The organism is Aurantimonas aggregata (assembly GCF_010500835.1).
In the GTDB taxonomy this organism is placed as follows: domain Bacteria; phylum Pseudomonadota; class Alphaproteobacteria; order Rhizobiales; family Rhizobiaceae; genus Aurantimonas; species Aurantimonas aggregata.
Genome location: NZ_JAAAMJ010000013.1, coordinates 30,320 through 43,492 on the forward strand (window position 1 = coordinate 30,320; position 13,173 = coordinate 43,492).

A 13,173-nucleotide genomic window follows, 5' to 3' on the forward strand; every position below is an offset into this window, starting at 1 on the left:
GGCGACGAAGGCCGTGGCTACGTTGCAACGACTTTTCCAATTCCTCAATGGACTCGGTCCAGTTTGCTTGAACGGACCCGGAAAGCCGGTAAAAGACATCGACGAGTACGCTGCCTAGAAGGTCGCGGCTTGGAAATAAAAAGGTGGTTGAGCCTATGATGGCTAGAACGAAAATTCTGCGCGCTGCTTCGGCGATCGCGCTTTCTTCGACCGTTCTCGCTGCGACGACTCTCGGTGCTCAGCTTTCCGCAGTCAGTGTTGCGCAGGCCGCCGTAGTCAATCGGGTCGAGGTCCGCGGCAATCAGCGCGTCGAGGCCGAAACCATTCGCGGCTTCATGCAGATCACGCCCGGGCAGAACGTCAGCGAGGCCGACCAGGACGCCGCGGTCCGCCGCCTGTTCTCCACCGGTCTCTTCTCCGACGTGCGGATCAGCCAGTCCGGCGGCACGCTGGTCGTGCAGGTCGACGAGAACCAGATCGTCAACCAGGTGCTCTTCCAGGGCAATTCCAAGATCAAGGATGAGCAGCTCAACGCGTCCGTCCAGACCTCGCCGCGCGGCGCCTACTCGTCGGCGACTACCGAGGCCGACGTTCAGGCCATCCGCGACGCTTACACGGCCATTGGCCGCAGCGACGCCGTGGTCAGCGTCAATACCCAGACGGTCGGCGAGAACCGCGTCAACGTCATCTTCAACATCCAGGAAGGCGATCGCACCAAGATCGCCTCGATCAGCTTCGTCGGCAACAGCGCCTTCAGCGACTCGCGCCTGAAGCAGGTGATCGCGCTGCGCGAATCCGGCATCCTCAGCTTCATCCAGCGCAACGACATCTATGCCGAGGACCGGCTGCGGACCGATGAGGAGTCGCTCCGGCGCTTCTATTACAATCGCGGTTTCGCCGATTTCCGCATCGTCTCGTCCGTCGCCGAGCTCGATCCGACGCAGAACGCCTATTTCCTCACCGTGACGGTGGACGAGGGCGAGCGCTACACGTTCGGCCGGGTCGCCATCGACAGCAGCGTCCCGGGAATCGACACCGACTCGCTCTACAGCGAGCTGGAGACGCAGCCGGGCGAGGTCTACAGCGCGAAGGAAGTCGAGGACACGCTGGTCAACCTGACCAACCGCGTCGCCAATGCCGGCTTTGCCTTCGCCCAGGTCACCCCGCGGGGCGACCGCGACTTCACCAACCGCACGATCGCGATCGACTACGTCATCGACCAGGGGCCCCGCGCCTATGTCGAGCGCATCGAGATCCGCGGCAACACCAAGACCCGCGACTACGTCATCCGCCGCGAATTCGACGTCTCGGAAGGCGATGCCTTCAACCAGGTGCTGGTGCAGCGCGCCAAGCAGCGCCTCGAGGATCTGCAGTTCTTCGAGACCGTCTCGATTTCGACGGCGCCGGGCGCCGAGCCCGATCGCGTCATCGTCATCGTCGACGTGGTGGAGAAGGCGACCGGTGAATTGTCGGTCGGCGGCGGCTACACGACCGGCGGCGAGAGCGAAGGCCCGGTGGCCGAGATCGGCGTGACCGAGCGCAACTTCCTCGGACGCGGCCAGTTCATCAAGGTTTCGGCCGGTTTCGGCCAGGACACGCGCAACTACACGCTGTCCTTCACCGAGCCGTATTTCCTCGGCCGCCGCCTGGCAGCCGGTTTCGACGTCTATCACGCCACGAACTCGTCGGGTGACTACGACACCGAGCGCACCGGCGGCGACGTTCGGATCGCGGCGCCGATCACCGAGCACCTGACGGCGCAGGTCGCTTACAACTTCAAGCAGGAGAAGTTCGGCGACGACAACGGCTTCCTGATCACCGACCAGAACGGTATTACCCCGGGGAACGACGGCTACATCGATACGTCGAGCACCTGCGGTGCTCCGAACCCCATCGGCAACCAGTTCGATCAGAACGGTAATCCTGCCAACGCGCCGCTCTACACGAGGTCGCCGATCATCAACGAGGCGATCTGCGACAGCCCGTATATTACGTCGTCGGTGTCCTACTCGCTGACCTACAGCACGCTGGACAATTCCCGTGATCCCCGCGACGGCTTCTTCCTTCAGGCCGGGCAGGAATTCGCCGGTCTCGGCGGCGATGCCAACTTCATCAAGACGACGGGCAAGGGCACTTACTTCCACCTCCTGAACGAGGAATACGACGTCATCGGCTCGGTGACCGGCGGCGCCGGCAACGTCTCGACGCTGGGCGGCGACGGGCTCCGGGTGTTCGACAACTTCTTCAAGGGTCAGGACATCGTCCGAGGCTTCGAATATAAGGGCATCGGCCCGCGCCAGAATGGCGTGGCGATCGGCGGCACGAACTTCGCCAACGCCTCGGCGGAAGCAACTTTCCCGCTGCCGGCGATCTCCCGCGACCTCGGCTTCCGTGGCGCGATCTTCGCCGATGCCGGCTCGCTCTGGGGTTCGGAGTTCGAGGGCGACCCTGGCGTCGAAGGCACCGATGCGGAACTGCGTGCCTCGGCTGGCGTCGGCCTGATCTGGGCCTCGCCCTTCGGTCCGCTGCGGGTGAACTACGCTCACCCGTTCATGAAGGAAGATTTCGACGAGACCCAGGAGTTCTCGTTCGGCTTCTCCTCGCGCTTCTGATGCGGAAGGGGTGGGGGCCTTCGTGCCCCCGCCGTCACTGATGCAAGATCCAACATTCTTTCCTCGTGGCAACGGCCTGACGCTTCAGGCCGTTGCCGATCTCGTTGGCGGTACGCTCGGCGCGGATCGCGACGCTTCTCGCCTTGTCACCGGGATCGCCGCGCTCGGCGAAGCCGGTCCCGACGATCTCACCTTCTTCGATGCTCCCCGTTATGCCGCCGACCTCGCCGAGACGCGGGCCGGCTGCGTCGTGGTCGCGCAAAAGCACGTCAGCCTGGTGCCGGCGGGCATCCCCAGCGTTATCGCCAAGAATGCCGCGACTGCCTTCGCTACGGCGGGGCGGGCTCTCTTCCCGATGGCTGCGGCGCCGACGTCGCCGAGCGGCATCGATGGTATTTCGGCACGCGCCGAAATTCACCCCTCCGCCGAAATCGAAGACGGCGCCACGATCGAGGCCTTCGCCGTCGTCGGGCCGCGGGTGCGGATCGGTCGCGGCACGCTGGTCGCGGCGGGCGCCGTCGTCGGCGCGGATTGCCGGATCGGGCGCGACTGCCGGATCGGCGCCGGCGTAACGGCGACCAATGCGCTGCTCGGCAACCGGGTGATCCTGCATCCGGGCGTGCGCATCGGCCAAGACGGTTTCGGCTATACCGCCGGCGCAACGGGTCTTTCGAAAAGCGTCCAGATCGGCCGGGTGATCATTCAGGACGACGTCGAGATCGGTGCCAACTCGACCATCGATCGCGGCGCGATCCGCGACACCGTCATCGGCGAGGGAACCAAGATCGACAACCAGGTGCAGATAGGCCACAACGTGCGGATCGGGCGGCATTGCGCCATCGTCGCGCAGGTCGGCATATCCGGCAGCACGACGGTCGGCGATCGGGTGATGATCGGCGGGCAGACCGGCGTGACGGGCCATGTGACGATCGGCGACGGCGCGCAGATCGCTGCGGTATCGAGCGTCAACGGCGATGTGCCGCCGGGCGCTCGCTGGGGTGGAACACCGGCGCGGCCGGTACGGGAATGGTTTCGCGAAGTGACGTATCTACACGAGCAGGCCCTCAAGGGGCGGTCGCAGAGGTCTGGCGATGAATGAGGCGGTGAGCGTGCTCGAGAGCATCGACATCATGGCGATCCTCGAGCTTCTTCCCCACCGTTATCCGTTCCTGATGGTCGACCGCATCATCGCCATCGACGGCGACCGGAGCGCGGTGGGCATCAAGAACGTTACCGCGAACGAGCCGCATTTCCTCGGCCATTTTCCGGGCTCGCCGGTGATGCCGGGCGTGCTGATCATCGAGGGCATGGCCCAGACAGCGGGCGCCATCTGCACCCGGGCGACCGGCAAGGGCGTGCCGCAACTGGTCTATTTCATGACCATCGACAACGCCAAATTCCGCAAGCCCGTGGTTCCCGGCGACAGGCTGGAATACCACGTCGCCCAAACCAAGAAGCGCGGCAACATCTGGAAGTTCGACTGCGTCGCCAAGGTCGACGACGTTAAGGTCGCCGAAGCCAGCGTGAGCGCGATGCTCGTTGCGCGTGATCAGTCCTGATCGATGAGTGAATCCGTGATCCATCCGACCGCCATCGTCGAGGACGGGGCCGTCATCGGCGCGGGCTGCGAGATCGGTCCGTTCTGTCATATCGGCCCGCAGGTCCGGCTCGGCGCCGGCAGCCGGCTTCGCTCGCACGTTGTTCTCTGGGGCAACACCGTGATCGGCGAGGGCGCCCAGATCTGGCCCTTCGCCTCACTGGGTCATGCGCCGCAGCATCTGAAGTACCGCGGCGAGGACACGCGGCTGGTGATCGGGCGCAATTGCCTCGTCCGCGAACACGTGACGATGAACGCCGGAACCGTGCAGGGGCGTTCGGAGACGACCGTCGGCGACGACTGTGCCTTCTTCACCGGTGCCCATGTCGCGCATGATTGCGTGCTCGGCCAGAACGTCACGCTGATCAACAACGTCATGCTGGCCGGCCACTGCACGATCGGCGAGTACGCTACGATCGCCGGCGGCTCGGGCATCCACCAGTTCACCCGCATCGGCCATCACGCCTATGTCGGCGGCCTTGCGGCTGTCGAGGGTGATGTCATCCCGTTCGGCATGGTGCTGGGCAACCGCGCCTATCTGTCGGGCCTCAACGTCATCGGCATGAAGCGCGCGGGCTTTAACCGGGACGCCGTCCGCAACGTCCGGCGGGCCTATCGGATGCTGTTCTCCTTCGACCTGACGTTCAAGGAAAACATGGACGAGGTTCAGGCCGAGTTCCCGGAGGACCCGCTGGTCCAGGACCTGATGGGCTTCATCCGTTCCGGCGGCGATCGCTCGCTGGTCACGCCCCGGCAGTCGCTGCCGGGGTGACGGTGGAACCGGAGCGCCCGGGCGAGCGGCTCGGCATCCTCGCCGGCGGCGGTTCGCTGCCGAGGATCGTCGCCGCGGCGGCCCTTGCGGCCGGATGGACGCCGCTCGTGGTCCGAATCGGCGACGGCGTCACGGAAGACTGGACGGGCTATGAGGGCAAGGCCTTCGCCTGGGGCCGGAGCGGCGACGCGCTCGCCTATCTGAAGCGCCACCAGGTTCGCCGCGTGATCTTCTGCGGCACCGTCACCAAGCGCCCCGACTTCCGTGCCCTTCTGCCCAGTCTACGCACGCTGGTCCGTCTGCCGGCGGCCATTCGCATGGTCCGCGGCGGCGACGACCATCTGCTGCGCGGCGTCTCGCGCTATCTGGAGCGCGACGGCTTCACCATGCTCGCCGTCCAGGAAATCGTGCCGGAACTGCTGGCGCCGACAGGCCTGCTCTCAAGCCGGGCGCTTCGCGACGACGAAAGCCGGGCGATTGCGATCGCCGCCACGGCGGCCCGACGGTTGGGCGAGCTCGACATCGGCCAGGCCGTCGTCGCCTCGTGCGAACGGGTGATCGCCGTCGAGGGCGTCGAGGGCACGCGCGAGATGCTCGCGCGGGTCGGCGACCTTCGACGCCGCGGGCGTGTGACCCCGTCGGAGCGATGCGTGCTGGTCAAGAGCGTCAAGCCGCAGCAGGATTCGCGCTTCGACCTGCCGAGCATCGGCGAGGCGACGATCGCGGAAGCTGCCTCCGGCGGTATCACCGCCATCGGCGTCAGCGCCGGGCGCAGCCTCATCCTCGGGCTCGAGGACGTGGTGGCAGCGAGCGACAGAAGCGGCATCGCGCTGGTAGGGCTTGCCGACGAACCGGAGGAGGTCCGGCCATGACGACGATCGCCTTCGTGGTGGGTGAGCCCTCGGGCGACCGGATCGGCGCCGACCTGATGCGCGCGCTTCGGGCGGGGGGAGACGTCACCTTCGTCGGGCTCGGCGGCGAGGCGATGCAGGCCGAAGGGCTCGAAAGTCTCTTCGACATCCACGAACTGTCGATCATCGGCATCGGCGCGATCGTCGCACGCCTGCCACAGCTGGTTCGGCGCCTGTCCCAGACCAGCGACTTCATCGTCAAGGCGCGGCCGGACGCGCTGGTGATCATTGACAGCCCGACCTTCTCGCATCGCGTCGCCCAGCGCGTGCGTGCGCGTCTGCCGGATCTGCCGATCGCCAACTACATCCCGCCGACGATCTGGGCATGGCGCGAGAACCGGGCCGCGAAGATGCGGCCCTATGTGGACCATGCGATCTGCGCGCTACCCTTCGAGCCGGAGACGATGCTCCGGTTCGGCGGACCGCCCGCTACCTATGTCGGCCATCCGCTGATGAGCGATCCGGCGCTTGGCGCGATCATCGCGCGGGTCGAGGCACCGGGTGCCGATCGCCGTGCGAAGCAGCCACCGACGCTCTTGCTGCTGCCTGGCTCGCGGCGCGGCGAGATCGTCCGCCTGATCGACGATTTCGGCGACACGTTGCAACGTCTGAGCCAACGCGTGCCGGGCCTGCAGTCGGTGTTGCCGACGCTCGACAGGCATGCACCACTGGTACGGGAGAAGGTCGCAGGCTGGGCAATCCAGCCGCGCGTCGTCACCGGCGAGGCGGGCAAATGGGAGGCCTTTGCAATGGCCGATGCGGCGCTCGCGGCCTCGGGCACGGTATCGCTCGAACTCGCACTGGCCGACATCCCGATGGCGCTCACCTATCGCCTCGATCCGGTCGGCTATCGCTTCCGCCACCTGATCACCGCCTGGACTGCGGCGCTGCCGAACTTCATCGCCGGCCATCCGCTGGTGCCGGAGCATTTTCACGAGATCATCCGGCCAGAGCTTCTCGCCCGTCGACTCGAGCGGCTCATCACCGAGACGCCGGAGCGGCACGCCCAGCTCGAGGGCTTCAGCCTGATCCGCGACCGCATGGCGATCGCCGAGGCGCCGGGCGACTCGGCCGCCGCGATCGTCCTCGATCTCGTTTCCCGCCGCCGCCGAACATGAAAACGGGCGCCGCGGCGCCCGTCATTTTCATTCCCGTCCGATACCCGGCCAGGTTCAGCGGCCGTCGACCGGCACGTAGTCGCGCAAAGGCGCGCCGGTGTAGAGCTGGCGGGGACGACCGATGCGCTGGTTCGGATCCTCGATCATTTCCTTCCACTGGGCGATCCAGCCGACGGTCCGCGCCACGGCGAACAGCACGGTGAACATCGCGGTGGGGAAGCCGAGCGCCTTCAGCGTGATGCCCGAATAGAAGTCGACATTCGGATAGAGCTTCTTCTCGATGAAGTACTCGTCGGTCAGCGCGATGCGCTCGAGCTCCATCGCGACTTCCAGCAGCGGATCGTCCTTGATGCCGAGCTCGTCGAGCACTTCGTGGCAGGTCTGCTGCATGATCTTGGCGCGCGGATCGTAGTTCTTGTAGACGCGGTGGCCGAAGCCCATCAGGCGGAACGGGTCGTTCTTGTCCTTGGCGCGGGCGATGAACTCCGGAATCCGGTCGGCCGTGCCGATTTCCGTCAGCATGTTGAGCGCAGCCTCGTTGGCGCCGCCATGCGCCGGGCCCCAGAGGCAGGCAATGCCGGCCGCGACGCAGGCAAACGGGTTGGCACCCGAGGATCCGGCCAGACGCACGGTCGACGTCGAAGCGTTCTGCTCGTGATCGGCGTGGAGGATGAAGATCCGGTCCATCGCCCGCGCCAGCACCGGATTGATCCGGTAGGGCTCGCACGGCACCGCGAAGCACATGTGCAGGAAGTTCTCGGCATAGGCGAGGTCGTTGCGGGGATAAACGAACGGCTGGCCGATATGGTATTTGTAAGCCATTGCCGCGATGGTCGGCATCTTGGCGATCATCCGCAGGCTGGCCACCATGCGCTGATGCGGATCGGCGATGTCGGTGGAGTCGTGGTAGAACGCCGACAACGCGCCGACGGAGCCGACCATGACGGCCATCGGATGGGCGTCGCGCCGAAAGCCGGTGTAGAAGCGGCTCATCTGCTCGTGGATCATCGTATGCCGCGTCACGCGGTAGACGAAGTCTTCCTTCTCTCGCGCCGTCGGCAGTTCGCCGTAGAGCAGCAGGTAGCAGGTTTCGAGGAAGTCGCCCCGCTCGGCAAGCTGATCGATCGGGTAGCCGCGGTGCAGAAGCACGCCCTCGTCGCCGTCGATGTAGGTGATCTTGGATTCACATGACGCCGTCGACGAGAAGCCCGGATCGTAGGTGAACAGGCCTGTCTTCTTGTAGAGCGACGTGACGTCGACGACGTCCGGACCGATCGTCCCGCTGCGAAGCTCCAGATCCGCCTCCGTTTCGCCCACGATGATTCTCGAAGACTGTTCCGTCATGCGTTTCCCCTTCCAAAAGCGGCGGCAGGTTTACCCTTCGCAGCGCACAAGGTTTGCTCAGACCCCTGCCTACTCCAAAGCCACTGAGGCCACAAGTTGTCGGAAAGAAGCATGCTGCGTCGCGAAATGAGACCCCTTGTAAGTGGGCCTTAGTTTGCCTGATCCGATAGCCGCCCAAGCGATTCGTCGCGGCCGAGGACCGCCAGAACGTCGAAAACACCGGGGGACGTGGTGCGTCCCGTGAGGGCCGCGCGCAGCGGCTGGGCGACCTTTCCGAGCTTCAGCCCTTCGGCCTCCGCATAGTCTCGGACCACGACTTCGAGGTCCTCGGCGGTCCAGTTTGCCGCCTCGAACCTGGTCATTATGGCGGCGACAATGTCACGGCCGCCGTCGTCGAGAATCGCCGCGGCCTTTTCCTCGAGCGGCAGGGGCCGTGACGCGAAGAGGTAGGCGGTGCTCTCGGTCAACTCGACCAGCGTCTTGGCGCGCTCCTTCAGCCCCGGCATGGCGGCCGACAGCTTGGCGCGGATTTCGGCGTCGGGATGCGACTTCAGGATGGCACCGTTCGGCAGGAAATCCCGTTCGGTCATCAGCATCTCGACCAGATCGGCATCGTCCGTCCGGCGGATCCAGTGGCCGTTGAGCGCTTCGAACTTGGCGAAGTCGAAGCGCGCCGCGCCCTTGTTGATCTCGTCGACGTCGAACCAGGCGATCATGTCCTCCGTCGAGATGATCTCCTCGTCGCCATGGCTCCAGCCGAGCCGGACGAGATAATTGCGCAGTGCGACCGGCAGGTAGCCCATCGACCGGTAGGCTTCGATGCCGAGCGCGCCGTGGCGCTTCGACAGTTTGGCGCCGTCGGAGCCGTGGATCAGCGGAATATGGGCCATGACCGGGACGTCCCAGCCGAGCGCCCGGTAGATTAGCGTCTGGCGCCCGGCATTCGTCAGGTGGTCGTCGCCTCGGATGATGTGGGTGACGCCCATGTCGTGGTCGTCGATCACCACGGCGAGCATGTAGGTCGGGTTGCCGTCGGAGCGCAGCAGGACGAAATCGTCGAGATCCTTGTTCGGAAACCGGATCTGGCCCTGGACCTTGTCGTCGACGATCGTCTCGCCCTCGAGCGGCGCCCGCAGGCGGATCACCGGCTTGACCCCCGCAGGCGCCTCCGAGGGGTCGCGATCGCGCCAGCGGCCGTCATAGCGCGGTGGGCGTTTCTCGGCTCGTGCGCGCTCGCGCATCTCCTCGAGCTCGGCCTGGGAGGCGTAGCAGCGATAGGCCTGGCCGGCTTCGAGCAGCTGCTCGACGACCTCGCGATGCCGCTCGGCCCGCTCGAACTGCGACACCGGCGGTTCGTCGGCCGCCAGTCCCATCCATTCCAGCCCCTCGATGATCGCCTGGACCGCCGGCTCGGTCGAGCGCTCGCGGTCGGTATCCTCGATGCGCAGCAGCATCTTGCCGCCCTTGGCGCGCGCATAGAGCCAGTTGAACAGCGCCGTGCGCGCTCCCCCGATGTGAAGGAAGCCGGTCGGCGAGGGGGCAAAACGGGTAACGACGGCTTGCGCCATGGTCTCTCCGATCAAGCAGAAAATGGGATCGCGTTCGATATCGCATTCGCGTCGCGGCTGTGTAGCATAGGCGAGGGCTGAGACAAGGCGACGGAGCAGCTCGATGGAAGCCACCGCGGACCGGGACACGCCGCAGACTGCGCCCAGCTCCGACGGCCGCGCCTGGACTTCGGCCCGATTGCCGCGATGGCGCCGTGCAGCGTCCGACGCCATTCCCGGCTGGCTCGTCGCACAATTGGAGGCGGAGACCCGCGCCCGCGCCGGCTTCCATCTTGTGCCGATCGCACTGATCGCCGGCATTGTGCTCGTTCACGCACTCGGGTGGCGACCTTCGCTTCTCCTCGCCTTCGGCACCAGCGCGATCCTGCTCCTGGTCGCCTGGTGCTTCGACGGGCGCCCGCTCTTGCGCGGTGCGCTTTTCGTCGCGGGCATGGGCATGGCAGGCGCCGGCCTGGCCTCGAGCGAGATCACGCGGACCGCGACGACGATCTTTTCCGGCGAGGCAACGGTGCGCATCGTCGGAACGGTCGTCGCCCGGGAACGTGACGATCGCGGCCGCTATCGCTACATGATCGACGTCGTTGCGACCGACCGGCCGGTGCTGTCGCGCCCGCCCGAGCGCGTGCGGATCCTTGTGGGCAGCCGCCACCAGCCGATCGCGCCCGGCGAGACCTATGCCGGGCTCGTGCGGCTGCGGCCGCCTTCCGGGCCGGCCTATCCGGGCAGCCACGACTTCGCGTTCCAGCCCTTCTTTGCCGGGCTCGGCGCCTATGGTTTCGGCCTCGGGGCGCCGGACGGCGTGGTGGGCGCCGCTCTCCCAGAGCCCGTCCCTGGGTTCGTCGAACGCATCCGCACGGAGCTGGCGCTGGTCCGCCTCTCGATGACCGAGCGCATCCAGGACACGATCGGCGGACCCGCCGGCGCCATCGCGGCCGCCTTGATCACCGGCGAGCGCGCCGCCATCCCCGAAGACTCGGAGGAGTGGCTGCGCAGCACCGGCCTTGCCCATGTCCTGTCGATCTCCGGGCTGCACATGGCGATCGTCGCGGGCTTCGCCCTCGTGCTGGTCCGATCGATCCTGGCGCTGATCGCCCCGGTGGCGCTGCGGTTGCCGACCAAGAAGATCGCCGCCGTCGCCGCGCTGGCCGTTGCGACGTTCTATCTGGGCATATCCGGCGCCAACGTCGCGACGCAACGCGCCTATGTCATGATGGCGGTGATGCTGCTGGCCGTGCTGTTCGACAGGCCGGCGCTCACCCTGCGCAACCTGTCGATCGCGGCAATCGTCGTCGTGGCACTCCGCCCGCACGCGGTCATGACGGCGAGCTTCCAGATGAGCTTTGCCGCGACGGCGGCACTGATCGGCGGCTATGCGGCGTGGAATTCGTGGCAACGGCGCCGCGGCCAGGCCGTCGCGCCGCGCAAGGGCGGGATCGGGCGCGTCGTGCTGGTTGGGCTTGTGGCAATCATTGCCACATCCCTCTTCGCCGGCACGGCCACGGCACCTTATTCGGCCTACCATTTTCACCGTATGGCGCTGTTCGGCTTCGTCGCCAACCTCCTGACCATGCCGCTCTTCAGCTTCTGGATCATGCCCCTGGCACTGATCGGCGCGCTGCTGATGCCGCTTGGCCTCGACGGCTTGTTCCTGCAACTGATGGGCGCCGGCGTTTCGCTGGTGCTGGACATCGCCTACGAGGTCCATGTTCGCCTGCCGGACCGCGGCGTCGGTCTGATGACGGCGGAGGGCTTGCTGCTGCTCACCGCGGCGATCCTTGCCGGCTCGTTCTTCACGAGCGGTCTCAGATGGCTGGCGGTGCCGCTGGCGGCATTCGGTCTCTTACTGTTCCCCGACCGTTCACCGCTGCCCGAACTCCTGGTTTTCGAGGACGGCAAGGAGCTGGCGACGGTCGGCGAGGCCGGGGATCTCGCTTTCCTCCGCGAGCTGCCGAACGACTTCGTAGCCGAGCAATGGGAGCGAGCCTTCACGCCGCATATCCGGCCCAGCAGCGCCGGACGAATCCGGCTGCCGGCCGAGTGTGCCGAGGGCTACTGCCGCTTTGTGACTCGCAGCGGCATGAGGATCGCGTGGACGAATGACTACGAAAAGACCGGAAAGGCCTGCGACGAAGCCGATGTCGCGATCGTCGCCCGGGCGATCCGGCTGACAAGATGCCGGTCAGGCGCGGCGCTTGTCACCCTGCGGACGCTGCGCCGGAGCGGCTCGCTGGCCGTCAGCACAGACCCAGCGACGGCAAGACCCGTCATCGCGAGGTCGATCGCCGAGCCGTTCGTCGAGTGGAACAGCCACCGGGCTGCGCCCTGGCCGGAATACTGGCGAAAGCCGGTGGAGGAAGAAGCGGTGGCGGGAGAGGGAACCGATGCCGTCGCGACGCCAATACCCCCGACGCCACCGGCCGTCGATGCGCCGAATCCTCCGGCGGTGACACAACCACCGGACATCGCGTCGCCCCTGTCAGATGCGGTGAAAGGCTTCGCCGCGCCGGCGGGTGCTCAGGAATAGCGCCGGATCAGGCCGACGAGCTTGCCCTGCACCTTGACCCGGTCGGCGCCGAAGATCCGCGTCTCGTAGGCAGGGTTGGCGGCCTCCAGCGCGATCGTGTCGCCGCGGCGCCGGAAGCGCTTGAGCGTCGCTTCCTCGTCATCGACCAGCGCCACGACGATCTCGCCGGGCGCCGCCGTATCCGAGCGCCGGATCACCACGGTATCGCCGTCGAGAATGCCGGCCTCGACCATCGAATCGCCCTTCACCTCTAGAGCGTAGTGCTCGCCGCTGCCGATCATGTCCGGCGGCAGCGACAGCGAATGGGTGTTGTGCTGGATGGCGGAGATCGGGACGCCGGCGGCGATCCGGCCCATGACCGGGATCGAGATCATCGCATCGCTGGAGCCTCTGCCCTGCGGGCTGCGTGCCGGCTCTGCGGGCTTCTGCGCCGTCGCGCCGCGTCCCTCGATGACGCTCGGGCGGAAGCCGGGACGGCCGACGGGAGCGGTCGAGGCTGCCTGCATCGATTCGGGCAGGCGCAGTACCTCGAGCGCCCGCGCCCGGTTCGGCAGGCGGCGGATGAAGCCGCGCTCCTCGAGCGCTGTAATCAGCCGGTGAATCCCGGATTTCGACCGGAGATCCAGCGCGTCCTTCATTTCGTCGAAGGAAGGCGGCACCCCGGTCTCCTTCAGCCGTCCGTTGATGAACACCAGAAGGTCGTGCTGCTTGCGCGTCAGCATCAGGG

10 protein-coding genes are annotated in these 13,173 nt (G+C 66.5%); 7 read left to right on the plus strand and 3 right to left on the minus strand.

Annotation, left to right across the window (positions count from 1 at the left end; genetic code table 11):
• Nucleotides 1-155: 155 nt before the first annotated feature.
• The 6 genes from bamA to lpxB are packed head-to-tail and all read left to right on the plus strand — an operon-like array spanning nucleotide 156 to nucleotide 7,010.
• Nucleotides 156-2,612 carry an outer membrane protein assembly factor BamA gene (gene bamA / locus GTW51_RS15625; protein WP_163044957.1) on the plus strand — a complete coding sequence of 819 codons (2,457 nt, stop codon included), beginning with the start codon at nucleotides 156-158 and terminating at the stop codon, nucleotides 2,610-2,612.
• A gap of 40 nt (nucleotides 2,613-2,652) precedes the next feature.
• Entirely contained in the window at nucleotides 2,653-3,711 is a 1,059-nt protein-coding gene (gene lpxD, locus GTW51_RS15630) for a UDP-3-O-(3-hydroxymyristoyl)glucosamine N-acyltransferase (RefSeq protein WP_163044958.1), read from the plus strand.
• Nucleotides 3,704-4,171 (plus strand): 3-hydroxyacyl-ACP dehydratase FabZ, encoded by a 468-nt coding sequence (gene fabZ, locus GTW51_RS15635; protein ID WP_163044959.1) that lies wholly within the window; start codon nucleotides 3,704-3,706, stop codon nucleotides 4,169-4,171. The genes lpxD and fabZ overlap by 8 nt, the downstream gene beginning before the upstream one ends.
• Nucleotides 4,172-4,174: 3 nt before the next feature.
• Complete coding sequence (gene lpxA, locus GTW51_RS15640) at nucleotides 4,175-4,981, plus strand: acyl-ACP--UDP-N-acetylglucosamine O-acyltransferase (protein ID WP_163044960.1); 807 nt, start codon at nucleotides 4,175-4,177, stop codon at nucleotides 4,979-4,981.
• Between the two features lie 2 nt (nucleotides 4,982-4,983).
• Nucleotides 4,984-5,853 carry an LpxI family protein gene (locus tag GTW51_RS24520; protein ID WP_343034030.1) on the plus strand — a complete coding sequence of 290 codons (870 nt, stop codon included), beginning with the start codon at nucleotides 4,984-4,986 and terminating at the stop codon, nucleotides 5,851-5,853.
• Nucleotides 5,850-7,010 carry a lipid-A-disaccharide synthase gene (gene lpxB / locus GTW51_RS15650; protein WP_163044962.1) on the plus strand — a complete coding sequence of 387 codons (1,161 nt, stop codon included), beginning with the start codon at nucleotides 5,850-5,852 and terminating at the stop codon, nucleotides 7,008-7,010. Before GTW51_RS24520 ends, lpxB begins: the two co-directional genes overlap by 4 nt.
• 54 nt (nucleotides 7,011-7,064) lie before the next feature.
• Here the strand turns inward: lpxB and gltA are convergent, their stop codons facing one another.
• The gene (gltA, locus tag GTW51_RS15655; protein WP_163044963.1) at nucleotides 7,065-8,354 is read right to left on the minus strand and encodes a citrate synthase; all 1,290 of its coding nucleotides are present in this window, start codon (nucleotides 8,352-8,354) and stop codon (nucleotides 7,065-7,067) included.
• Between the two features lie 149 nt (nucleotides 8,355-8,503).
• Nucleotides 8,504-9,961, minus strand: a complete 1,458-nt coding sequence (gene gltX, locus GTW51_RS15660; RefSeq protein ID WP_425483268.1) for a glutamate--tRNA ligase — start codon at nucleotides 9,959-9,961, stop codon at nucleotides 8,504-8,506.
• Between the two features lie 64 nt (nucleotides 9,962-10,025).
• On the opposite strand from gltX, the gene GTW51_RS15665 reads away from it, so the two are divergent.
• A complete protein-coding gene (locus tag GTW51_RS15665) occupies nucleotides 10,026-12,446 on the plus strand; it encodes a ComEC/Rec2 family competence protein (protein WP_163044965.1) in 2,421 nt (806 codons plus the stop codon).
• On the opposite strand, the gene lexA is transcribed toward GTW51_RS15665, so the two are convergent.
• Complete coding sequence (gene lexA / locus GTW51_RS15670; protein WP_163044966.1) at nucleotides 12,437-13,168, minus strand: transcriptional repressor LexA; 732 nt, start codon at nucleotides 13,166-13,168, stop codon at nucleotides 12,437-12,439. The genes GTW51_RS15665 and lexA overlap by 10 nt on opposite strands.
• Nucleotides 13,169-13,173: the final 5 nt, after the last annotated feature.